At 71.5% G+C, this 21,603-nt stretch carries 21 protein-coding genes and 1 tRNA gene; 12 read left to right on the top strand and 10 right to left on the bottom strand.

The features are described from left to right. From EV699_RS04695 to EV699_RS04680, 4 genes are all read right to left on the bottom strand, one after another. Positions 1–1,065: an efflux RND transporter periplasmic adaptor subunit gene (locus EV699_RS04695; protein WP_132539493.1), complete on the bottom strand. Its 1,065-nt coding sequence runs from the start codon at positions 1,063–1,065 to the stop codon at positions 1–3. A gap of 111 nt (positions 1,066–1,176) precedes the next feature. Further along, entirely contained in the window at positions 1,177–1,932 is a 756-nt protein-coding gene (locus EV699_RS04690; RefSeq protein ID WP_132539491.1) for an SDR family oxidoreductase, read from the bottom strand. Positions 1,933–1,950: 18 nt separating this feature from the next. Beyond that, positions 1,951–2,388 (bottom strand): hypothetical protein, encoded by a 438-nt coding sequence (locus EV699_RS04685; RefSeq protein WP_132539489.1) that lies wholly within the window; start codon positions 2,386–2,388, stop codon positions 1,951–1,953. Positions 2,389–2,468: 80 nt separating this feature from the next. Further along, positions 2,469–3,269 carry a sulfite exporter TauE/SafE family protein gene (locus tag EV699_RS04680; RefSeq protein WP_243662560.1) on the bottom strand — a complete coding sequence of 267 codons (801 nt, stop codon included), beginning with the start codon at positions 3,267–3,269 and terminating at the stop codon, positions 2,469–2,471. Between the two features lie 280 nt (positions 3,270–3,549). Here EV699_RS04680 and EV699_RS04675 point away from each other — a divergent pair, with 280 nt between their 5' ends. After that, the gene (locus tag EV699_RS04675) at positions 3,550–4,506 is read left to right on the top strand and encodes a complex I NDUFA9 subunit family protein (RefSeq protein ID WP_132539485.1); all 957 of its coding nucleotides are present in this window, start codon (positions 3,550–3,552) and stop codon (positions 4,504–4,506) included. Here EV699_RS04675 and EV699_RS04670 read toward each other — a convergent pair. Continuing rightward, positions 4,479–5,585: an aminopeptidase gene (locus EV699_RS04670; protein ID WP_243662559.1), complete on the bottom strand. Its 1,107-nt coding sequence runs from the start codon at positions 5,583–5,585 to the stop codon at positions 4,479–4,481. The genes EV699_RS04675 and EV699_RS04670 overlap by 28 nt on opposite strands. 72 nt (positions 5,586–5,657) lie before the next feature. After that, positions 5,658–7,217, bottom strand: a complete 1,560-nt coding sequence (locus EV699_RS19865) for a GGDEF domain-containing protein (protein ID WP_165904035.1) — start codon at positions 7,215–7,217, stop codon at positions 5,658–5,660. Between the two features lie 117 nt (positions 7,218–7,334). Between EV699_RS19865 and EV699_RS19860 the strand changes: the two genes are divergently transcribed. The 3 genes from EV699_RS19860 to EV699_RS04650 all read left to right on the top strand — a co-directional run bounded on the left by EV699_RS19860 (position 7,335) and on the right by EV699_RS04650 (position 9,855). After that, positions 7,335–8,333 (top strand): glycosyltransferase, encoded by a 999-nt coding sequence (locus tag EV699_RS19860; protein ID WP_165904034.1) that lies wholly within the window; start codon positions 7,335–7,337, stop codon positions 8,331–8,333. Positions 8,334–8,349: 16 nt separating this feature from the next. Further along, a complete protein-coding gene (locus tag EV699_RS04655) occupies positions 8,350–9,564 on the top strand; it encodes a multifunctional CCA addition/repair protein (protein WP_132539477.1) in 1,215 nt (404 codons plus the stop codon). 75 nt (positions 9,565–9,639) lie between these two features. Next, entirely contained in the window at positions 9,640–9,855 is a 216-nt protein-coding gene (locus EV699_RS04650) for a hypothetical protein (protein ID WP_132539475.1), read from the top strand. A gap of 12 nt (positions 9,856–9,867) precedes the next feature. Here the strand turns inward: EV699_RS04650 and EV699_RS04645 are convergent, their stop codons facing one another. Continuing rightward, positions 9,868–11,064, bottom strand: a complete 1,197-nt coding sequence (locus EV699_RS04645) for a class I SAM-dependent methyltransferase (RefSeq protein ID WP_132539473.1) — start codon at positions 11,062–11,064, stop codon at positions 9,868–9,870. Positions 11,065–11,129: 65 nt separating this feature from the next. Between EV699_RS04645 and EV699_RS04640 the strand changes: the two genes are divergently transcribed. Continuing rightward, entirely contained in the window at positions 11,130–11,879 is a 750-nt protein-coding gene (locus EV699_RS04640; protein ID WP_132539471.1) for a pteridine reductase, read from the top strand. Positions 11,880–11,956: 77 nt separating this feature from the next. Continuing rightward, entirely contained in the window at positions 11,957–12,634 is a 678-nt protein-coding gene (locus tag EV699_RS04635) for a TIGR04211 family SH3 domain-containing protein (protein ID WP_132539469.1), read from the top strand. Between the two features lie 13 nt (positions 12,635–12,647). On the opposite strand, the gene folK is transcribed toward EV699_RS04635, so the two are convergent. Together folK and folB are read right to left on the bottom strand one after the other, a co-directional pair. Beyond that, positions 12,648–13,142, bottom strand: coding sequence for a 2-amino-4-hydroxy-6-hydroxymethyldihydropteridine diphosphokinase (gene folK, locus EV699_RS04630; protein ID WP_132539467.1), 495 nt, complete (start codon positions 13,140–13,142; stop codon positions 12,648–12,650). A gap of 7 nt (positions 13,143–13,149) precedes the next feature. Then, positions 13,150–13,506, bottom strand: a complete 357-nt coding sequence (gene folB / locus EV699_RS04625) for a dihydroneopterin aldolase (protein WP_132539465.1) — start codon at positions 13,504–13,506, stop codon at positions 13,150–13,152. A 103-nt stretch (positions 13,507–13,609) separates the two neighbouring features. Between folB and plsY the strand changes: the two genes are divergently transcribed. Continuing rightward, positions 13,610–14,239: a glycerol-3-phosphate 1-O-acyltransferase PlsY gene (gene plsY, locus EV699_RS04620; protein ID WP_132539463.1), complete on the top strand. Its 630-nt coding sequence runs from the start codon at positions 13,610–13,612 to the stop codon at positions 14,237–14,239. Between the two features lie 3 nt (positions 14,240–14,242). On the opposite strand, the gene tsaD is transcribed toward plsY, so the two are convergent. Next, a complete protein-coding gene (gene tsaD / locus EV699_RS04615; RefSeq protein ID WP_132539461.1) occupies positions 14,243–15,265 on the bottom strand; it encodes a tRNA (adenosine(37)-N6)-threonylcarbamoyltransferase complex transferase subunit TsaD in 1,023 nt (340 codons plus the stop codon). A 118-nt stretch (positions 15,266–15,383) separates the two neighbouring features. Here tsaD and rpsU point away from each other — a divergent pair, with 118 nt between their 5' ends. From rpsU to EV699_RS04590, 5 genes are all read left to right on the top strand, one after another. Continuing rightward, positions 15,384–15,599, top strand: a complete 216-nt coding sequence (gene rpsU / locus EV699_RS04610; RefSeq protein ID WP_132539459.1) for a 30S ribosomal protein S21 — start codon at positions 15,384–15,386, stop codon at positions 15,597–15,599. A gap of 27 nt (positions 15,600–15,626) precedes the next feature. Beyond that, a complete protein-coding gene (locus EV699_RS04605; protein ID WP_132539457.1) occupies positions 15,627–16,073 on the top strand; it encodes a GatB/YqeY domain-containing protein in 447 nt (148 codons plus the stop codon). A gap of 78 nt (positions 16,074–16,151) precedes the next feature. Further along, positions 16,152–17,882: a DNA primase gene (dnaG, locus tag EV699_RS04600; RefSeq protein WP_132539455.1), complete on the top strand. Its 1,731-nt coding sequence runs from the start codon at positions 16,152–16,154 to the stop codon at positions 17,880–17,882. Positions 17,883–17,970: 88 nt separating this feature from the next. Next, positions 17,971–19,827 (top strand): RNA polymerase sigma factor RpoD, encoded by a 1,857-nt coding sequence (gene rpoD / locus EV699_RS04595; protein WP_132539453.1) that lies wholly within the window; start codon positions 17,971–17,973, stop codon positions 19,825–19,827. A gap of 49 nt (positions 19,828–19,876) precedes the next feature. Further along, positions 19,877–19,953 (top strand) — tRNA-Ile (locus tag EV699_RS04590). Positions 19,954–21,603: the final 1,650 nt, after the last annotated feature.

Here is a 21,603-nt window from a genome sequence, read left to right as displayed (position 1 = left end):
TCATCCCCCCGGTTGCGGCGCGGGCGGCGCATCCATCAGCCGGACCGCCGCCCCCGGGCGCAGCTTCATCTGGCCGTCGGTGATGACCAGCGCATCCGCCGCGAGTCCACTGCGCACCTCCACGCGACCGGCCTGGCGCAGGCCGAGCTCGATCGGCACGCTCTCGGCCTTGCCGTCCCTGATCACATAGACCAGCGTCTGGTTGCCGACGGGCCAGACCGCCTCTTCCGGGATCACCAGCGCCTGCTCGCGGCGCGCGAGCTCGATCTGCACGCGCGCGAACACGCCGGGGCGCAGCTCGCCCTCGGTATTCGCCAGACGGGCGCGCACCAGCACCGTGCGCGTGGTCTCGTCGAGCGTGGGGTCGATGGCGAAGATCTCGCCGTGGAACGTCTCGCCGGGGTAGGCGTCGACACGCGCCTCGACCGTCTGCCCGGGGCGCAGGCGCGCGAGGTAGATCTCGGGGACGCGGAAGTCGAGCTTGATCGGGTTCAGGCTGTCGAGCCGGGCGATGTCCTGTCCCGGCGACACGTAGGCGCCGGGGCTCACCGCGCGCAGGCCGACGATACCGGCGAACGGCGCGTGGATCACCGTCTTGTCGAGCCGCACCTGGTCGAGCTGCAGCTTGGCGCGCGCCTGATCGAGCTTGGCGCGGGCATTGTCGAGGTCCTGCTGGCTCGCGAGCTTGCTGCGGTCGAGGTTGCGCTGGCGCTCGTAGTTGAGCTCGCTGACGGTGACATCCGCCTGGCTGCCGGTGACCTGTGCCTTGTACTCGGCCGGATCGAGCGTGACCAGCGGCACGCCGGCCACGACCGGGTCGCCTTCGCGGAAGTGGATGGTCTGGATGCGCCCGGCGATTTCCGGACGGATCAGCACCGACTCGTTGGCGCGCAGGGTGCCGACGGCGGTGATGCTCTCGATCACGGTGTCGCGCTTCACCGCGACCGCCTTCACCGGCAGCGCCGGCGGCCCGCCGGCCTGCTGCGCGCCCGCGGGCCCTGCCGCGCCGACGATGACGGCGGCCAGCAGCCCGCCGCGCACCCAACTCCTACTGCATCGCATCATCACTCCCGCGTGGCCGGCGACCGCACGGGGCGGTCGGCACGGCGCTCGACTGTGCTTGCATCTTCGAAATGGATCGCGCACGGCCCCGGCGCCCGGCCGGGCCGCTGCGCCTCAGGCTTCCTGCACCCGCGGGCGGATCACGATCTCGCCGACGTTGACGTGCGCCGGGCGCGTCACCGCCCAGGCGATCGCATCGGCGACGTCCTCGGCGGCGAGGATCGCCGTGTCCGGCCCGTACAGCGCCCCCGCGGCGCTCACCGCGGCGCGCACCGGCCCGTAGTGGATGGTGTCCGGCAGCTCGGTCGCGACCGCGCCCGGCTGGATGTCGGTCACCCGCACGCCGAGGCGGATGCCTTCCTTGCGCAGGGTGTCGGACAGCGCCCGCACCCCGAACTTGGTCGCGCAGTACACCCCCGAACTCGGAAAGGTCACCTGCGCCGCCACCGAGCTGACGTTGACCACGTGCCCGCCGCCGCGCGCGGCCATCCCCGGCAGCACCGCCGCCAGGCAGTACAGCACCCCCTTCAGGTTGACGTCGACGACGCGCTCCCACTCGTCGACGCGCACCTTCACCAGCGGCGACAGGTGCATCACGCCGGCGTTGTTGACCAGCACGTCGACGCCGCCGAGGGCGTCCAGTTCCGCCCCGGCGCGCTCGACCGCCGCGCGCTCGGCGACGTCGAGCGGCAGCACGCGCGCGCGGCCGCCGGCGACCTCGATCTGCGCCGCCACGGCGGCCAGCCGCTCGGCGCGCCGCCCCGACAGCACCACCTCCGCGCCGAGCGCCGCCAGGCGCGCCGCGGTGGCGGCGCCGATGCCGCTGCTCGCGCCGGTGATCCAGGCGCGCCTGCCGTCGAGTTCGCTCATCGTGCGTGCGCCACCGGCTCAGAAGGGGAACATGCGGCCATTCTCGACGCGCTCCTGGCGCTGCATCTCGCTGTACTCGCGCGCCACCGAACGCTGCGTGGCGACGTGGAAGGGCACGTCGGGGTTGGTGCGGCAGAAGTCCTCGAGCCACTCGAAGTAGGTCGAGGTCTTGAAGTTGTCGAAGTAGTTCAGGTTGCCGATGCCGATCACCGCAGCGGTGCTCGGCGCCTGCACGTTGTAGGCCGTCAGGTAGCCGAGCAGCCACTGCCGGTAGGCCTCGCGCTCAGGGCTGCCGCGCGCGGTGGCGTTGAAGCGCGCGCAGGTGTCGGTGCCGAGCCCGATCACCTTCCAGTACGGCACCGCGTTGCCGGGCGGATAGCCGGGCGCAACCGGCCCGCCGACGCAGGCGGCGAGCAGCGGCAGTACGGCGAGACAGAGCGATGCGGGGCGGATCATGGCCTGGACCTCCTCGTGAGCGGCGGGTGAGCCGGGCACCGCTTGGACACTGTAGGACGGGCGGCGTGCCGCAGCGAGCGTCACGGCCACAGCATGCGCACGCCGACCACGCCCAGGAACAGCGCGAACACGCGCCTGAGCAGCGGCATCGGCAGGGTGTGCGCGAGCCGCGCGCCGAGCGGCGCGAACAGCATGCTCGCGCAGCCGATGCCGAGCCAGGCCGGGCCGTTGATGTAGCCGAGGCTCCACGGCGGCAGCCCGGCGGCGTCGAGGCCGGTGACGACGAAGCCGAGCGTGCCCGCCAGCGCGATCGGGAAGCCGCACGCCGCCGACGTCGCCACGGCGTTGCGGATGCCGACGTTGCACCAGCCGAGGAAGGGCACGGTCAGCGAGCCGCCGCCGATGCCGACCACCCCCGACACCGCGCCGATCAGCGCACCGACGCCGAGCAGGGCCGGCCGCCCGGGCAGGCCGCGGTGCGCGGCGGGCTGGCCGGCGAACACCATCTGCGCGGCCACGCTGAGCAGGAACACGCCGAAGATCAGCCTGAGCGTCGCCGCCGGCAGCAGGTCGACGATCTTCGCACCGATCCAGGTGCCGACGACGATCCCCGGCGCCAGCCGCCGCACCACCGGCCACAGGATCGCGCCGCGGCGCTGGTGCGCGCGGATCGACGACAGCGAGGTGACGACGATGGTCGCGAGCGAGGTGCCGATGGCGACGTGCATCACCAGCGCCGGCGTCACGCCCTGGGCGAGCAGCGCCCAGGCGAGCGCCGGGACGATCACGACACCGCCGCCGACGCCGAGCATGCCGGCCATGACGCCCGCCGCCGCACCGATGGCGAGGTAGAGCGCGGGGGTCAGGACGACGTCGGGCACGGTGGGGCTCCTCGGTGGCGGTGCCGGCGCGCGGCGTGGCGGCCGGTGCCGTGTGCTAGAGTTCGGCGCGGTCGCGGGGGCTGCGCGCAAGCGCGGTGCCGCTGCGGCCTTCGACGCCGCGGAGTGTAACGGGCGGACCGGCGCGCGTCCTGCCACCGCGGCGTCACGGCGGGCACACCGTGATCGCCCCGACCGGCGCGCGCCGGTGGCGCGGGGCGCATCGCCAGGCGGCGCAGACCGCCGGCCCTTGGTCGCGATTTCAGGCTCTACAGGAAAGCCCATGAACGTACAGAGCGTCTGCGTACTCGGAGGCACCGGATTCGTCGGTCGGCACTTGGTGACGCGCCTGGCCAATTCGGGCCGCCAGGTGACCGTGCTCACCCGCCACCGCGAGCGGCGCTGCCGCGAGCTGCTGGTGATGCCGAACGTCGAGCTGGTGGAAGCACAGGTCGGTGACCGCGCGGCGCTGCTGGCGGCCTTCGCCGGCCAGGATGCGGTGATCAACCTGATCGGCATCCTCAACGAGGACACGGCCCAGCGCTTCGACGACGTGCACGCCACGCTCCCCGGCCGGGTCGCCGACGCCTGCCGCGAGGCCGGCGTGGCGCGCCTGCTGCACATGAGCGCGCTCAACGCCGACGCCGTGAACGGCGCCAGCCACTACCTGAAGTCCAAGGGCATCGGCGAGGACGCCGCCCACGCCGTCAGCGGCGTGGCGGTCACGAGCTTCCGGCCGTCGATCATCTTCGGCGGCGACGACAGCTTCTTCAACCGCTTCGCCCGGCTGCTGCGCCTGGCGCCGGCGCTGCCGCTCGCCTGCCCCGGGGCGCGCTTCCAGCCGGTGTACGTCGGCGACGTCGCCAACGCCTTCGTGCGCAGCCTCGACGCCGCCGACAGCGTCGGCCAGCGCCTCGAACTCGGCGGACCCCGCATCTACACGCTGCGCGAACTGGTCGAGTACACGGCACAGCTCATCGGCGTGAAACGCCTCGTCATCGGCCTGCCCGACGGGCTGGCGCGCCTGCAGGCGGCGATCTTCGAGCGCCTGCCCGGCAAGCCGTTCACCACCGACAACTACCGTTCGCTGCAGGTCGACAGCGTGGTGCGCGGCACCGACGGCTTCGCCCTGCTCGGCATCACGCCGCGCTCGGTCGAGGCGGTGATGCCGCGCGAGATGAAGAGCCGCAACTACCGCGGCTCGTACGACGGCTATCGCACCCGCGCCGCGCGCGACTGAGGCGGCCCGCCCGCGCTAACGGCGGGCGCTGCCGGCGCCCCCGCCGGCGGGCCGTCCGGGCGCGCGAGCAGGGCCGCGAGATAGGCATCGCGCGCTGCCGGCGGCAGCGCCGCGAGCGCCTCGACCGCGCGGTGCAGCGCGGCGAAATCCCCTCCCAGCAGCCGGTGAATCTCCTCGAAGGCCGGCGCCAGGCGATGGTAGGTGGTCACGCCGACGAGGCGGGCGTTGTTCAGGTCCTGCCCGAACCAGTGGTCATAGCCGGCGTAGCCGCCCCAGGCCGCACGCAGGCGCGCGTAGTCGGCGCGCAGCGCGGCGAAGGCGCGTGCCTTGCCGGCGCGCCTGGCCTCGTCGTCGACCGCGCTCGCATACAGCGCCGCCAGCGTCTCGCGCGTCGCCAGCACGCGCTCGACGAACTGCTGCTGGCGCGCCAGCGCCTGCGCGTAGTCCGCAGCCGCGCCCGGCGCGCCCTGCGCGGCGAGCCAGGCGCGCGCGCCGAGGCGCCCCACCGCGGTGGCGTAGGCCTCGTTGAACGCCGGATCGCCGGCGACGTAGACGCGCTGGTGCGCGAGCTCGTGGAACATCAGCTCCGCGAGCCGCCCCTCGGGCAGCTCGATGAAGGTGTCGAGCAGCGGGTCGTCGAACCAGCCGAGGGTCGAGTAGGCCGGCACCCCGGCGACCATCACGTCGTCGCCGGCGGCACGCCGTTCGGCGGCGAAGGCCTGCGCGGCGGCGGCGTCGAAGTAGCCGCGGTAGTTGACGCAGCCGGCGATCGGGAAGCACCACTCGCGCGCGTCGAGCGACAGCGGCGGGGTCGCCACCACCAGCCACACCGCATGCGGGCGCCCCAGCGCGGCGAAGCTCCGGTAGCTGCCGTTGTCGGGCAGCGCCAGCGCAGCGACGGCGAAACGGCGCATCGCCTGCGCGCGTTCGAGCCGTGCGCGCAGCGCCGCCGGGGTGGAGGGCGCGGCGGCGAGTTCGGCGACCGGGCGGCGCGCCGCCAGCAGCTCCACCTGGCCTTCGAACGCCTGGCCGTAGTAGGTGAGCTCCGCACAGCCGCCGAGCAGCAGCACGGCGGCCACGGCGCCTGAGCCGCGTGCGCGCACCTCAGCGCGGACGCCGTCCCGCACCGGTGGTGCGCGTCCGCCCGGTGCTCACACCGCCACGCAGCGGTTGCGCCCGCCGCGCTTGGCGGCGAGCAGGCCCTGGTCGGCGCGCTCGAAGCAGCCGCGCGGCGTGTCGCCCTCGCGCAGCAGCGTGAGGCCGCAGGAGACCGTCACCGCGACGTCGCTGCCGGTGACCGGGAAGTGCGTCGTCGCGACCTCGGCGCGGATGCGCTCGGCGATGCCGCGGGCGCTGTCGAGGTCGACGCCGGGGAGCAGCATCACGAACTCCTCGCCGCCGTAGCGGGCGACGAAGTCGCCGCCGCGCAGGCCGCTGGCGAGCCCCCGCCCCACCCCCACCAGCACCTGATCGCCGATCGCGTGGCCGAGCGTGTCGTTGATGCGCTTGAAGTGGTCGATGTCCCACACCAGCAGCGCGAGCGGCTGGCCGTGCGCCTGCCAGTGCACGAACTCGCGCTGCAGGCGCTCGTCGTAGGCGAAGCGGTTGTTCAGGCCGGTGAGCGGGTCGCGCTGCAGGCGCTCGTCCTGCTCGGCGAGCAGGCCGCGCAGCGCCCGGGTTTCCTCGTGCATCGAGCTCAGCTGCGCCGACAGGCTGCGCACGCGCTCGTCGATGCGCGCCAGGCGCCCTTCCTCGGCAGAACGGAAGGCCTGCAGGTGGCGGTCGATCTGCTCCACGCGCGCCAGCATGTTGCGCTTGAGGCTGTCGAGGTCGCGCGCCCGCTCCACCCCCTCGCGCATGCCGCGCATCTCCGCGCCCACCGCGCCCTCCAGCGCGGCGCGCCCGCCGCGCGCCTCGACCACCCCGGCGGCCTGCTCGCGCAGCAGCGCCTCGAGCGCCAGCAGGCGCTCGGTCACCTGTTCGAGGAAGCGTCGCAGCTCGTCGCGCTCGCCGCCCAGCTCGGCCACCGCGCGGTTGACCAGCTCGACGCAGGCGTCGAGCGCGGTGTGCCAGCCGGACTGCTCGATGCCGGCGGCGAGGCGCTGGCGCAGCGCCTCGCGCGCCTGTTCGAGCGGCGGCGTCCAGGCGAGGCGGATGCCGTCGAGCAGCTCGGCGAGCGTACTGCCGAACAGCAGCTCGGCGCTGCGGGCGGGGTCGGCGGCCGCCGCGGCCGGTATCGCTGCCGCCGGCGGCGGCGCGGCCGCGGTCGGCGGCAGCAGCACCTGGTTCAGCTCGACCGCGATCGCCTCGATCAGCGCCTCGCGCGGCGGCGGCGTCTGCCGCAGCCGCACCACGAGGTTGTCGACCGCCGCCTGACGCGACGTCGACAGCCTGAGCAGCCCGAGCAGGCGCACCAGCTCGTCGTCGAGCCCGTTCTTGCCGAGATCGCGCAGCTCGTCGAGCAGCTGGGTGATGCGGCCGAGGTCGGCGCGCAGCCGCGGCGGGTCGAGCTCGCCGCGCAGGCCGGCGCGCAGCGATTCGAGGTGCGGATCGAGGCGCGTGTCGAGCCCCTGCGCGAGCAGGCTGAGGCGGCGCACCGCGAGCGTCAGCAGCTCCTGGCCGAGGCTCCAGTCACGCTCCTTGCGCTCGAGTTCGCGCAGTACCTCGAAGTACTTGCGCTTCCACTCGGTGGCATCGTTCGCGGCGTTCATCGGCTCGCTCCGGCAACGGCTTCGACCGGGCAGCATGCGGGGCCCGCGGGGTGCGCGCAAGCCGGGGCACGACTGCGCTATGCTCGCGCGCCGCGCCGCCGTCGAGCCCCCGCCCCCGTGCCCCGCCCCCTGGTTTCGGTCGTCCTGCCGGTACGCAACGGCGGCGCGCTGCTGGCGGCCGCGGTCGCCAGCATCCTCGGCCAGACGCTGCGCGCGCTCGAGCTGCTCGTCGTCGACGACGGCTCGACCGACGGCGCCGTCGCCGCGCTGCCGGCGGACCCGCGCCTGCGCGTGCTCGCCAACCCGGGGCGCGGCCTGGTCAGCGCGCTCAACCACGGCATGCAGGCGGCGCGCGGCGCCTTCCTCGCGCGCATGGACGCCGACGACGAGAGCCTGCCGACGCGGCTCGAACGCCAGCTCGCGCTGCTCGACGCCGAACCCGGGGTCGGCATCTGCGCCGCGCAGGTGGAGATCGTCACCGCCGACGGGCCGCCCGCCGCCGGCAACCGCGCCTACCAGGACTGGCTCAACGCCCTCACCCGCCCGGCCGACATCCGCCGCGAACTGTTCATCGAGAGCCCGCTGCCGCACCCCAGCGTGGTGCTGCGCCGCGCGGCCTGGGAGCGCCTGGGCGCCTACCGCGACGGCCCCTGGCCGGAGGACTACGAGCTCTGGCTGCGCGCGGCGGCGGCCGGCATCGGCATGGCCAAGCCCGACGGCATCCTGCTGCGCTGGCGCGACCACCCCGGGCGCCTCACCCGCACCGACCCGCGCTGCACCCGCCGGCGCCTGCTCGAACTCAAGGCCGACGCGCTCGCCCGCGACGTGCTGCGCGGCCGGCCGGTGCTGCTGTGGGGGGCGACCGACACCGGTGCGCTGCTGCATGATCGCCTGCTCGCCCACGGCGTGGCGGTGCGCGCCTTCGTCGACCTGGACCCGCGCAAGGTCGGCGGGCGCAAGCGCGGCAGGCCGGTGCTGCCGGTCGCCGCCGCGCGCGCGCATGCCGATGCCTTCATCCTCGCCACCGTGTCGCAGCGCTCGGTCAAGCCGGCGATCCGCGCGGACCTGGCCGCGCTGGGCCGGGTCGAAGGCGAGGACTGGCTGTTCGCGACCTGAAGAGGAACACGCAACGATGGAGATCTACCTGGTGGGCGGTGCGGTGCGCGACGAACTGCTCGGGCGCGCGGTCGGCGAGCGCGACTGGGTGGTGGTCGGCGCCACCCCCGAGCAGATGCTGGCCGCCGGTTTCCGCCCGGTCGGCAAGGACTTCCCGGTGTTCCTGCACCCGCAGACGCACGAGGAGTACGCGCTCGCCCGCACCGAGCGCAAGACCGCGCCCGGCTACCGCGGCTTCGCCGTGCACGCCGCGCCCGAGGTGACGCTGGAGGAGGACCTGGCGCGGCGCGACCTGACCATCAACGCCATCGCCCGCGCCGCCGACGGCCGCCTGACCGACCCCTGGGGCGGCCTGCGCGACCTCGACGCCCGCGTGCTGCGCCACGTTTCGCCGGCCTTCGCCGAGGACCCGGTGCGCATCCTGCGCCTGGCGCGCTTCGCCGCGCGCTACGCCGGGCTCGGCTTCACGGTCGCCCCGGAGACGCTCGCGCTGATGCGCACGATGGTCGCCGCCGGCGAGGTCGACGCGCTGGTGCCCGAGCGCGTCTGGGCCGAACTCGCGCGCGCGCTCGGCGAGCCGTGGCCCGGGCGCTGCATCGAGGTGCTGCGCGATTGCGGTGCGCTGGCGCGGCTGCTGCCCGAACTCGACCGGCTGTGGGGGGTGCCGCAGCCGCCACGGCACCACCCCGAGGTCGACACCGGCGTGCACGTGCTGATGGCACTGGCGCAGGCGGCACGCCTCGGCGCCGACGTGCCGACGCGCTTCGCCACCCTGCTGCACGACCTCGGCAAGGGCACCACGCCGGCGGCCGAATGGCCGCGCCACATCGGCCACGAGGCGCGCAGCGCGCGCCTGGTCCGCGAGGTCTGCGCCCGCCTGCGCGCGCCGGCCGAGCACCGCGACCTCGCGGTGCTGGTCGCCGAATTCCACACCCACTGCCACCGCGCGCTCGAACTGCGCCCCGACACCGTGCTCGCCACGCTCGAACGCCTCGACGCGCTGCGCCGCCCGGCACGCTTCGCGCAGTTCCTGCTCGCCTGCGAGGCCGACGCGCGCGGTCGCACCGGCCTGGAGGAGCGCCCCTACCCGCAGGCGGCGCGCTTCGAGCGCGCGCGCGCCGCCGCCGCCGCGGTATCGGCGCAGGCGCTGGCCGCGCAGGGCTTGAGCGGCACGGCGATCGCCGCGGAACTGAAGCGCGCCCGCGTCGCGGCGATCGCCGCGGCCGGCTGATGCGCGCGCCTCTGGCGGCACCCGGCCGGGAGGCCTAAGCTTCGGTGGCGACAAGCCTTTCCGGAGGGCGCCGCGATGCAGATCCCGCCATTACCCACCGTCCCGCCGGCAGTCACGCCGGCCACCCCCGCCGCCGATCCGACCGCGGCGCAGAAACGCTTCGACGAGGCGCGCGAGCGCGAGGAGCAGACCGCGGCGCTGCGCGAGCGCGAGGCCGCACCGCCGCCCACCCGCGCCACCGATGCCGACCCGGAGCGCCGCATCGGCCGCGAACTCGATGTGCACGCATGAGCGTGCGCCGGCTCAGAGCCGGCGGCCCTGATCGAAAAGCGCGAAGCCGCAGGGCCGCAGCGCCAGCCCGCGCAGGAAGCCGATCGCCTTGAAGCGCTCGCCCATCTCGCCGGGCAGCGTCAGGCGCTTCACCTGCTGCGCGAGGGCGAGGTAGCGCACGGTGTCGGCGGGGTCCGTCTCGGCCACCAGGGCTTCGAGCCCGCAGCCGAACAGGAAGTAGGCCTGCGTGGTGTAGCCCGCCAGCGCGAAGCCGGCGCCGACGCCGGCGTCGGCGACCGCGGTGAAATCGACGTTGGCGGTGAGATCCTGCAGGCCGGGCCAGAGCAGGACCTCCTCGTGGGCGCGGTGCCGGTAGTGGCAGATCAAGGTGCCGCGCGTGCGCTCGGGGTGGTAGTACTCGCGGCGCGGATAACCGTAGTCGAGCAGGATCACCGCCCCGCGCGCGACGGCGGCGGCGAGGCCGCGGAACCAGCCGTCGAGGTAGGGGTTGAGCTCGGAGTCGTAGCCCGGTGGCAGCGGACGGCCGAGCGCCGTCTCGATCGCGGCGACCGCCGCGGCGAGGGTGGCGTCGGCGGGCAGCTCGACCAGTTCGAGGTCCCCCCCCTCGCCCACCGCCACGCCGACCTCATGCAGCCCCGCGGCGCTGACGCGGAAGCGCCGCACCGGCATCGCGTCGAGCACCTCGTTACCGAGCACCACGCCCTCGAAGCCGCCGTCCGGCAGGCGCTCGAGCCAGTCCACGCGCGCGAGCAGGTGCGGCACCCGTGCCGCGAGCGTGGCGTGCTGGCGTGCGCGCAGCTCGGCGCTGGCTTCGAGCACCCGGTAGCGCCCCGGCAGGCACCCCGCGGCGTCGAGTTCGGCGAGGATGTCGGCGGCCATCACCCCGGAACCGGCACCGACCTCGAGGATGTCGCCGCCGCCGAGGGCGTCGAGCAGTTCGCGGCACTGGCGCGCGAGGCAGCGCGAGAACAGCGGCGACAGTTCGGGCGCGGTGACGAAGTCCCCGGCGGCACCGAATTTCTGCGCGCCGGCGCTGTAGTAGCCGAGCCCGGGGGCGTACAGCGCGAGCGCCATGTAGCGTTCGAACGGGATGGCGCCGCCCGCCGCGGCGATCTCGGCGCGGATACACTCGACCAGGCGCGCGCTGTGCGCGGCCGCCTCGGCAGTGGGCGGGGGCAGGCGGTCGATCGATACGGACGGCGGGCGCATGGGCTTACGGTCGGGCTGCGCGGCCAGCCGGGCGTCGCCGACCATCACCGCGGGAGGAAAGGGCCGTGGAGCATATCACCCTGAACGGGCGCGTGGCCCTGGTCACCGGCGCGGCGCGGCGCATCGGCGCCTGCATCGCACGCACGCTGCACGCGGCCGGCATGAACCTCGCGCTGCACCACCGCCACTCGGCGCCGGCCGCCGCGGCGCTCGCGGCCGAACTCACCGCGCAGCGCCCGGGCTCGGTGACGCTGCTCGCCGCCGACCTGCAGGACGCGGCGCGCCTGGCCGGGCTCATCGACGCCACGCTCGCGGCCTTCGGGCGGCTCGACGCGCTGGTCAACAACGCGTCGAGCTTCTACCCGACGCCGATCGGCAGCACCACCGAGGCGCAGTGGGACGAACTCTTCGCCAGCAACCTGAAGGCGCCGTTCTTCCTCGCCCAGGCGGCGGCGCCGGCGCTGCGCGCGACGCGCGGCGCCATCGTCAACCTGGTCGACATCCACGCCGGCCCGCCGATGCCGCGCCACACCGTGTACTGCATGGCCAAGGCGGGGATGGCGATGCTGACGCGCTCGCTCGCGCTCGAACTCGCCCCCGATGTGCGCGTGAACGGCGTCGCGCCCGGCGCGATCCTGTGGCCGGAGGCGGGCGCCGGCAGTGCCGCGCAGGCCGCGATCCTCGCCCGCGTGCCGCTGGGACGCCTCGGCAACCCCGACGACATCGCGCGCACGGTGCTGTTCCTGCTGCGCGACGCGCCCTACGTCACCGGGCAGGTGCTGGCGGTCGACGGCGGGCGCAGCCTGTCGATGTGACGCCGGCCGGGCGCGGTTGGGCGGGGTCCGGGGCTGGGCTAGAATGGCCGGCCATCCGCTACAGACCCCCCGCCGCCATGCGCCTAACGCTGCTTGCCCTCATCCTCCTCACCCTGCCGCTGATCCCCGTCGTCGAAGCGAAAACCGTCCGTTACGTCGCCGACACGCTCGAAGTCCCGCTGCGCGCCGGGGCCAGCCTGCGCCACAAGATCGTCCGCATGCTGCCGAGCGGCACCCCGGTCGAGGTGCTGGATTCCGGCGACGACAAGGGCTTCACGCTGGTCAAGGCCAGCGACGGTGGCGTGCAGGGCTGGATGCCGAGCCAGTACCTGATGGAAACGCCGTCGGCGCGCGATGCGCTCGCGCAGTCGCAGCTCGAACTCGAACGCGTGCGCTCCGAGAACGCGAGCCTCAAGCAGCGCCTAGACACGCTGGCCACGCAGAAGGGCGACGTCGAATCCAGCGTCAGCCAGATCTCGGCCGACAACCATCGCATCACGCAGGAGATCGCGCAGATCCGCCGCACCGCCGCCAACGCGATCGCGATCGACCAGCAGAACAAGGAGTTGCAGGAACGCGTCGTCACGCTCGAGCGCAACCTGCAGATCGCCCAGCAGGAAAACCAGTCGCTCGCCGATCGCAATCAGCGCGACTGGTTCCTGCTCGGCTCGGGGGTGCTGCTGAGCGGCATCGTGCTCGGCCTGGTCCTGCCGCGGCTGCGGGTGCAGCGCCGCTCGCGCTGGGGCGAACTCTGAGCGCGCGGCGCGCTCAGGTCGGCGCCGACGGCTCGACGCGCCGCAGCCCGGCGTCGGGCACCGCGAAGCGCGCCCACAGCTCGGCGAAGCTCAGCCCCAGCTCGGGGTGGCGCCGCTCGCCGGCGAGATCGGCGAGCGGGCGCAGCACGAAGGCGTAGCGGGTGATCTCGTCGCGCGGCACGTCGATGCCGTCGCCGTGCTGCACCAGCGCGTCATACAGCAGCAGGTCGAGATCGAGCGTGCGCGCGGAGAACTTCGGCAGGTCGCGGCGCCGGCCGTGGGCGAACTCGATCTCGCGCAGCCGCGTCGCCACCTCCCGCACCGCCAGCTCGGTGTCGAAGCCGACCACGAGGTTGTAGAAGTCGTCGCCGCTGAACCCCACCGCGGGGCATTCGTACACCGGCGAGCAGTCGATCGCGCCGAAGGCCCCGCGCAGGGCCACCAGGCACGACGCGACGTTGGCCTCGCGGTCGATGTTGCTGCCGATGCTCACGTAGACACGGGCCATCTGCCGCTCAGCCCCGCACGCCGCGCTCGATGATCACGCCGACCGAGCGCGAACCGCGCACGGCGCCCGGCTTGTTCAGCGTGAGCCGCAGCCAAGGGACGTCGAACTCGCCCATCACCAGCGTGGCGATGCGCTCGGCGAGGGTTTCCACGAGCATGAACTCGGACTCGCTGACGAACTGGATCAGCCGCTTCGACACGGCCTTGTAGTCGAGGGTGTGCTCGATCGCATCGGCCCCGGCCGCGCGCCGGATGTCGGTGCCCATTTCCAGGTCGAGGCTGATCCTCTGACGGATCTGGCGCTCCCAGTCGAAGATGCCGATGACGGTCTCGATCTCGAGCTCGCGGATGAAGATGATGTCCATTCACAGCCTCGTGGGAATTTTGCCAGACTATAGTCGAATCGCCGGGAAGCGAACCACGCTTCCGCCCGCCCCTCGCCTCCCCACCCGCCAGCGTGAATACCCCATGCTCACCGCCTTCGTCTGCGTCCTGATCGGCTACCTGTGCGGGTCGGCGTCGACCGCGATCATCGTCTGCCGCGCGCTGAACCTGCCCGATCCGCGCAGTACCGGTTCGCGCAATCCGGGCGCGACCAACGTCCTGCGCATCGGCGGCAAGAAGGCCGCACTGCTCACGCTGATCGGCGACTTCGCCAAGGGGGTGCTGCCGGTACTGCTCGCCAAGGCGCTCGACGCGCCCCCCGCGGCCGTGGCGCTGACCGGCTGCGCCGCCTTCCTCGGCCACCTCTATCCGGTGTTCTTCGGCTTCATCGGCGGCAAGGGCGTGGCGACGGCGTTCGGCGTGATCCTCGGCCTGTCGTGGCAGGTGGCGCTGGCCGCCCTCGCGACCTGGCTCGCGATGGCCTTCATCTTCCGCATCTCGTCGCTGGCGGCGCTGACCGCCGCCGTGCTGGCGCCGCTGTACCTGTGGTGGTTCGCGCTGCCGGGCGCCTACGTGGCGGCGGTGCTGGCGATGGTGCCGCTGCTCGTGTGGCGCCACCGCAGCAACATCCGCAAGCTGCTGGACGGCACCGAGGGCCGCATCGGCGAGAAGAAGAAGTCCGACGCCGGCGCGGGGCCGGGCACGCCCGGCTGACCCTCAGCCCGCGGCCGGGGCCTCGAGCCCGTCCAGCGGCCAGCGCGCCGTGGCCCGGATGGCGAGGTCCTCGGCCTGCCCGGCCGTGAGGCGCAGGCAGCCCGCCAGCGCGATCATCGCGCCGTTGTCGGTGCAGAACGCCGGCCGCGGGTAGTAGGCGCCCCCCCCCAGCTCCTGCATCAGTTCGGTCAGGCGCACGCGCAGGCGCCGGTTGGCGCCGACGCCGCCGGCGACCACCAGGCGCCGCGTGCCGGTCGCCTTCACCGCGCGCCGGCACTTGATCGCCAGCGTGTCGACCACCGCGTCCTCGAAGGCGCGGGCGACGTCGGCGCGGTCCTGCGCGCTGCCCGCGAGCCCGTGCAGGGTGTTCAGCGCGAAGGTCTTGAGCCCGCTGAAACTGAAGTCGAGCCCGGGCCGATCGGTCATCGGCCGCGGAAAGCTGAAGCGGGCCGGGTCGCCGTGCTCGGCCAGCCGCGCCAGTTCCGGCCCGCCCGGGTAAGGCAGCCCGAGCAGCTTGGCGGTCTTGTCGAAGGCTTCGCCGACGGCATCGTCGACCGACTCGCCGAGCACGCGGTAGCGCCCCACCCCGGCGACGTCGACGAGCAGCGTGTGCCCTCCCGACACCAGCAGCGCCACGAACGGGAACGCCGGCGGCTCGGGCTCGAGCAGCGGCGCGAGCAGATGCCCCTCCAGGTGATGCACGCCCAGCGCGGGGACGCCCCAGGCCCAGGCCAGGCTGCGTCCGAGCGCAGCACCGACCATCAGCGCGCCGACCAGCCCCGGGCCGGCGGTGTAGGCCACGCCGTCAACCGCGCCGCTGGCGAGCCCGGCCGCGCGGAACACCTCGCGCAGCAGCGGCACGGCCTTGCGCACGTGGTCGCGCGAGGCGAGCTCGGGCACCACGCCGCCGTACTCGGCGTGCAGCGCGACCTGGCTGTACAGCACGTGCGCGAGCAGGCCGCGGTCGTGCGCGTACAGCGCCACGCCGGTTTCGTCGCAGGAGGTTTCGATTCCGAGAACGATCATCTGCAGGTGTTCCACCACGGCGGGAGGCCGTCAGCACGTGCTTTGCTTTGCCGACGGTGAACGCTTAGAATCGCGCGCTTGCCGTGATCCGCGCAATTCTCATTGAGGTACAGGTTTAATGCCCGTTGTCAAAGTGAAAGAAAACGAACCGTTCGACATCGCACTGCGCCGCTTCAAGCGCGCCTGCGAGAAGGCCGGGGTGCTCGCCGAGATCCGCTCGCGTGAGTTCTACGAGAAGCCGACCCAGGAGCGCAAGCGCAAGGCGGCGGCGGCCGTCAAGCGTCACCAGAAGAAGATGGCGCGCGAAGTCGCCCGTCGTACGCGTCTGTACTGAGCCGCAACGGCGCTCCGGACGTACGACATGTCGCTGAAACAGCGCCTGCAGGACGATGTGAAGGAGGCCATGCGGGCCAAGGACAAGGACCGCCTCGGCACCCTGCGCCTGATCCTGGCGGCGATCAAGCAGCGCGAGGTGGACGAGCGTATCGAGCTCGACGACGGCCAGACGCTGCTGGTGCTCGACAAGATGCTGAAGCAGCGGCGCGAATCCATCGCCCAGTTCACCAGCGCCGGCCGTGAGGACCTCGCCGCCAAGGAGCAGGCGGAAGTCGGGGTGATCCAGGGCTACATGCCGGCGGCGCTGTCGGCCGAGGAGATCGACGCGCTGATCGAACGCGCCGTCGCGGCCAGCGGGGCCGCCAGCGTGCGCGACATGGGCAAAGTCATGGCTGCGATCCGCGAACAGGTGCAGGGTCGCGCCGACATGGCGCAGGTCAGCGCGCGCATCAAGGCCCGCCTCGGCGGCTGAGCCGCCGGGCCTCCGTCCGCCGCACGCGAGCGCCCGGCCCATCCGGGCCTCCCTGCCATCCCCCGAAGTGCGCAGCACATGGCCGGTCGCATTCCCCAGGATTTCCTCGACCAGTTGCTCGCACGAGTCGACATCGTCGAGGTCGTCGACAGCCGGGTGATGCTGCGCAAGTCGGGACGCGAGTTCGCTGCCTGCTGCCCGTTCCACAACGAGAAAACCCCGTCCTTCTACGTCAGCCCGACCAAGCAGTTCTATCACTGCTTCGGCTGCGGCGTGCACGGCAATGCCATCGACTTCCTGATGGCGTACGAGCACCTCGCCTTCCCCGAAGCCGTCGAGGAACTCGCCCGTCTCGTCGGCCTGGAGATACCCCGCGAGGCGCACCCCGCGCAGGAACGGCCGGACGACGACCTGCTCGCCTGGGTCGATGCCGCGGACCGCTGGTTCCAGCGCCAGCTGCGCGCCCACCCGGAGCGTCAGCGGGCGATCGATTACCTGCGCGGGCGGGGCCTCAGCGGCGAGATCGCAAAGGCCTACGGCATCGGTTTCGCCCCTCCCGGACGCGACGCGCTGTCGACGGCGCTGCGCGCGCGGGGGGCTGCGCTGCGCGCGCTCATCGCCGCCGGGCTCGTCGCCGACCGCGAGGGCGGCGAACCGATCGACCGTTTCCGCGACCGCATCATGTTCCCGATCCGCGATCGCCGCGGCCGCACCATCGCCTTCGGTGGACGCATCCTCGGCGACGGTCAGCCCAAGTACCTGAATTCGCCCGAGTCGCCCGTGTTCCACAAGGGCCAGGAGCTGTACGGCCTGTACGAGGCGCGCACGTCCCTGCGCAGCATCCCGCGCCTGCTGGTGGTCGAGGGCTACATGGACGTGATCATGCTGGCGCAGCACGGCGTGCGCTACGCCGTCGCGACGCTCGGCACCTCGACGACGTCCGAGCACACCGAACGCCTGTTCCGCATCACGCGCGAGGTGATCTTCTGCTTCGACGGCGACCGCGCCGGCCGCGAGGCCGCCTGGCGCGCGCTGGAGAACGTGCTGCCGCACCTGCGCGAGGGGCGCCAGGTGGGCTTTCTGTTCCTGCCGGAGGGCGAGGACCCCGACTCGCTGGTTCGCCGCGAAGGGCGTGAAGCCTTCGAACGGCGCCTGGGCGAGGCCGCGCCGCTCGGCGATTACCTGGTCGCGCATCTGGAAGCCCAGGTGGACAACCTCGACAGCGTCGACGGTCATGCGCGCCTGCTCGAACTCGCCAAGCCACTGCTCGAACGCATGCCCGATACGCCGCTGCGCGAAATGCTCGTCCAGCGCATCGGCGCCGGGTCGCTGGTGCATCGCTTCACGCGCCTGCAGCAGACGGCGCCGGGGGGCGGCACGCCCGCCGGCCGGGTCGACCACCGCAGGACGCCGGTCCGGCACGCCATCGCGCTGCTGCTGTCTCACCCCGAACTCGCCACCCAGGTCGATGTCCCGCCAGGGCTCGAACACGCCCCGCTGCCCGGCATCAAGCTGCTGACGGAACTGCTTGAAATGCTGCGCGGGAACCCCCACCTGCCCTTGGGCGTGCTGCTCGAACGCTATGATCGCGGAACGACGGAGCGGCACGTGCTCGAACGACTCCTCGCCTGGCAGCCGGAGGTCGCGCCCGAACACTTCGATTTCCTCGGCGAGTTCCGGGACACGCTCGCCCTGCTCCTCAGCCGGCAGAGCGGACCCAAGCCCCTGATCGACAAGCTCGCGCGCGGCGAGCCCCTCAGCGACGAGGAGAAGGACGCGCTGCGCCGCGGCGGACGCCCGGCGGAGTGAGGGGACGAGCAGGTGGGAAGCCTTGTGTTAAACTTCCGAGTTTGTTTTAGCCCGCTTCACTCTAACAGTTGGGTGCGATAGTAAGGTCATGAGCGAACAGCAACAGTCGCAGTTGAAGAAGTTGATCGCCCGCGGCAAGGAACAGGGCTTCCTGACCTATGCGGAGGTCAACGATCACCTGCCGGACGATATCGTCGACCCCGAACAGATCGAAGACATCATTTCGATGATCAACGACATGGGGATCGAAGTCCACGAGTTCGCCCCGGACACCGATACCCTGCTGCTCAACGACAGCTCCGTCACCACCGACGATGACGACGTCGCCGAGGAGGCCGCCGCCGCCCTCGCCGCCGTCGACAGCGAGTTCGGCCGCACCACGGACCCGGTGCGCATGTACATGCGCGAAATGGGCACCGTCGAACTGCTGACCCGCGAGGGCGAGATCCTGATCGCCAAGCGCATCGAGGAGGGCATGGCCCAGGTGCTCTCGGCGCTCGCCAGCTATCCGCTGACGGTGTCGGAACTGCTGAAGGAGTACGCCCTGGTCGAGAGCGGCGAAGCGCGCCTGGCCGACATCATCAGCGGCTTCGTCGGTCTCGACGAACTGCCGGCCGAAGCGGCCGCCGTCGAGCACGAACCGGACATCGACGCGCTCTCGGTCAGCACCGACGTCGCGGTGGGCGACGACGACGACGAGGCCGACGACACGTCCGAAACGGCCGACACCGGCCCCGATCCCGAGGAGGCCGCCCGCCGCTTCGGTGAACTGCGCGAACTGCACACCGCCGTGCTCGCGAGCATCGAGGCGCATGGCCCGCAGCATGCCGCCACCGTGACGCTGCGCACGCAGATGGCCGACCGCTTCATGGAGCTGAAGCTGGTGCCGAAGGTGCTCGACATGCTGGTCGAAACCCTGCGTGCGCTGGTCGACCGGATCCGCGCCGAAGAGAAGATCGTCATGGACTGCTGCGTCTACAAGGCCGAGATGCCGCGCAAGATCTTCATCGCCTCGTTTCCCGAGCACGAAACCGACCCCGACTGGGTCGACGTGCACATCCGCGCCGGCAAGAAGTACTCGGCGGCGCTGGAACCGCACCGCGAGACCATCCGCGCGGCGCAGGGGCGCCTCGCCGGGATCGAACGCGAGACCTCGCTGGCGGTGCTCGACATCAAGGAGATCAACCGTCGCATGTCGATCGGCGAAGCCAAGGCCCGGCGCGCCAAGAAGGAGATGGTGGAGGCCAACCTGCGCCTGGTGATCTCGATCGCCAAGAAGTACACCAACCGCGGCCTGCAGTTCCTCGACCTGATCCAGGAAGGCAACATCGGGCTGATGAAGGCGGTGGACAAGTTCGAATACCGCCGCGGCTACAAGTTCTCGACCTACGCCACGTGGTGGATCCGCCAGGCCATCACGCGTTCGATCGCCGACCAGGCGCGCACCATCCGCATCCCGGTGCACATGATCGAGACGATCAACAAGCTCAACCGCATCTCGCGCCAGATGCTGCAGGAGATGGGCCGCGAGGCGACCCCCGAGGAACTCGCCGCACGCATGGAGATGCCCGAGGACAAGGTGCGCAAGGTCCTCAAGATCGCCAAGGAACCGATCTCGATGGAGACCCCGATCGGCGACGACGAGGACAGCCACCTCGGCGACTTCATCGAGGACACCAGCGTGATGTCGCCCCTCGAGGCCGCCACCATCGAGGGGCTGAAGGAAGCCACCTACGAGGTGCTCGCGAGCCTCACGCCGCGCGAGGCCAAGGTGCTGCGCATGCGCTTCGGCATCGACATGCCCACCGACCACACCCTGGAGGAGGTCGGCAAGCAGTTCGACGTCACCCGCGAGCGCATCCGCCAGATCGAGGCCAAGGCGCTGCGCAAGCTGCGCCACCCCAACCGCTCCGAGCAGTTGCGCAGCTTCCTCGACATCGAATGACACGGCTCGCACCGCCCGGCCCGCGGTGCGTATACTCCACCCCCGCCACGGGCCCTTAGCTCAGTCGGTTAGAGCTGGCGACTCATAATCGCTAGGTCGCAGGTTCGAGCCCTGCAGGGCCCACCATAAAATCAGGGGCTTACGCGCGAGCGTAGGCCCCTGCCCTTTTCCAGTGTCAACCAAGTGTCAACCCGGCCAGCGGGTTGAGCCGTGGGCTGCTGCCGGTTTCGAGGACACCTTGTTAAGGTGCAAGACGAAACCGGAGGTGGTTCATGGGGACGAAACGGCAGTTCAGCCGGGAGTTAGGGAAGGGACACCCGGTGACGGGATGCAGCCGAGGGAAAAGGATGGAACAGTACGATCACGTCCGACGCAGAGACATCGATCGCCGCTTGGAAAGCAACCGAAGCCCCTGGCAGTGGTGCCTGCCGATCGCGGTCGCAATCATGCTCGGAACACTGGCAGCCGACCTGATCCGGTGGACTGCGAGCATGTACATCGCAACCAAGATGATCGAGGGATTCGGCAGCAGCGTATCGCGATCATTGCAACGAGCACTGCCACCAGCACCACAGTTCACGCCGCAGCAATACACACCACCACAAGCCCCTCGGCGAGCACCAGCCACCACACCGGAGCAACCGCCACAGGACCAAGGCATATGGTGGAGCAAGCCTTAAATTAAACCCGAAGACGAGGCAGAAGGAGACAGCCCGCCAATGCCGAAACCCCGCAGAACACGAGCGGAACGTGAACGCTCGTACTACTACCCCTCGGTGAAGGAAGACCAGGCGAAGGAGCGCAGTTGGCGAGACAGCGCGAAAAGTATAACGCCCCGCCTGCTGAGAGCCGGAATCATGGCAGCCGTGATAGCCATCGTCGGACAGACAGTCGTCTCGCAAGTAAAGACCTCTCTCAACGAGCAAAAACGACAAACCGCCGCACAGATACAGGCAATCCTGAAACCGACTCCACCACCCGCCCCGGTGCGGACAGCGCCGATGCCCGAGCCGACGGTACGCCAGCCACCCCCATCACCGCCGGCAACATCCAGACCGACACCACCTGCACCGAGCACACCACAGAAAACGCCGGCCCCGGTGCAAGCACTCTCAAGCGCGCCACGCCGCCCCCTTCAGGAGTGCATGGCGCCCGGTTCGAACGAAATCAACGCAAAGGTGCTGGCGTGCATGAACGGCAAGTAGCGTCAACGCCGATAATGCCCATGCCACAGATCGACGCCCTAAGCGCCGCTAACAAAACCCTTCCACGGCCTGCGACGCCGTGCTTTAGGCGCGGGCCGAGCGAAGCGAGGCCCGTCGGCTGGAAGCATTTTATAGACGACGCTTACTCAGCGCTGCCATCTCCATCTTAAGCATCGTTGTGCGCTTCGTACTCCGGAGCATGACCCTCAGCATTCCGACAATCAGGAATAGTCCGGCGATAACCGAAGCGACAAATTGTGGGACTTCGCCGTCTGGAATGAATGGTCGGTCTACCCGAGCAGACGGTGATAGCAAAACTGAACCAAACGTAAGAAGCAGTCCGACCAAGATCAGAGCGCCATCAAACCATAGGAACCTCTGATCAGATCCATTCCCCATTCACCCGCCCCCGGACCGGTCATTTTCTGACCCGCTTCCGGCGCCGAATCCGGAAATGGGTCAGTCGCCCTGCGCCTGCAGGGCCGTTTTAGCCACTGCAGGCGGATGGCAGGCGCACTCAGGCCATGAGTGGTTTCCTCGCCTGATACAGGTTGACCAGGGCAAACAGCGT

Source organism: Plasticicumulans lactativorans (genome assembly GCF_004341245.1).
GTDB classification, from domain to species: domain Bacteria; phylum Pseudomonadota; class Gammaproteobacteria; order Competibacterales; family Competibacteraceae; genus Plasticicumulans_A; species Plasticicumulans_A lactativorans.
The sequence above is the reverse complement of the archived record's forward strand: the minus strand, read 5'-3'. Positions and strand labels throughout refer to the sequence as shown.

What these genes read in the sequence shown, in the direction of transcription:
- EV699_RS04695 (WP_132539493.1), bottom strand. Translation starts at nt 1,065, where the DNA reads ATGATGCGATGCAGTAGGAGTTGGGTGCGCGGCGGGCTGCTGGCCGCC.
- EV699_RS04690 (WP_132539491.1), bottom strand. Translation starts at nt 1,932, where the DNA reads ATGAGCGAACTCGACGGCAGGCGCGCCTGGATCACCGGCGCGAGCAGC.
- EV699_RS04685 (WP_132539489.1), bottom strand. Translation starts at nt 2,388, where the DNA reads ATGATCCGCCCCGCATCGCTCTGTCTCGCCGTACTGCCGCTGCTCGCC.
- EV699_RS04675 (WP_132539485.1), top strand. Translation starts at nt 3,550, where the DNA reads ATGAACGTACAGAGCGTCTGCGTACTCGGAGGCACCGGATTCGTCGGT.
- EV699_RS19865 (WP_165904035.1), bottom strand. Translation starts at nt 7,217, where the DNA reads ATGAACGCCGCGAACGATGCCACCGAGTGGAAGCGCAAGTACTTCGAG.
- EV699_RS04655 (WP_132539477.1), top strand. Translation starts at nt 8,350, where the DNA reads ATGGAGATCTACCTGGTGGGCGGTGCGGTGCGCGACGAACTGCTCGGG.
- EV699_RS04650 (WP_132539475.1), top strand. Translation starts at nt 9,640, where the DNA reads ATGCAGATCCCGCCATTACCCACCGTCCCGCCGGCAGTCACGCCGGCC.
- EV699_RS04645 (WP_132539473.1), bottom strand. Translation starts at nt 11,064, where the DNA reads ATGCGCCCGCCGTCCGTATCGATCGACCGCCTGCCCCCGCCCACTGCC.
- EV699_RS04635 (WP_132539469.1), top strand. Translation starts at nt 11,957, where the DNA reads ATGCGCCTAACGCTGCTTGCCCTCATCCTCCTCACCCTGCCGCTGATC.
- folK (WP_132539467.1), bottom strand. Translation starts at nt 13,142, where the DNA reads ATGGCCCGTGTCTACGTGAGCATCGGCAGCAACATCGACCGCGAGGCC.
- folB (WP_132539465.1), bottom strand. Translation starts at nt 13,506, where the DNA reads ATGGACATCATCTTCATCCGCGAGCTCGAGATCGAGACCGTCATCGGC.
- plsY (WP_132539463.1), top strand. Translation starts at nt 13,610, where the DNA reads ATGCTCACCGCCTTCGTCTGCGTCCTGATCGGCTACCTGTGCGGGTCG.
- tsaD (WP_132539461.1), bottom strand. Translation starts at nt 15,265, where the DNA reads ATGATCGTTCTCGGAATCGAAACCTCCTGCGACGAAACCGGCGTGGCG.
- rpsU (WP_132539459.1), top strand. Translation starts at nt 15,384, where the DNA reads ATGCCCGTTGTCAAAGTGAAAGAAAACGAACCGTTCGACATCGCACTG.
- EV699_RS04605 (WP_132539457.1), top strand. Translation starts at nt 15,627, where the DNA reads ATGTCGCTGAAACAGCGCCTGCAGGACGATGTGAAGGAGGCCATGCGG.
- dnaG (WP_132539455.1), top strand. Translation starts at nt 16,152, where the DNA reads ATGGCCGGTCGCATTCCCCAGGATTTCCTCGACCAGTTGCTCGCACGA.
- rpoD (WP_132539453.1), top strand. Translation starts at nt 17,971, where the DNA reads ATGAGCGAACAGCAACAGTCGCAGTTGAAGAAGTTGATCGCCCGCGGC.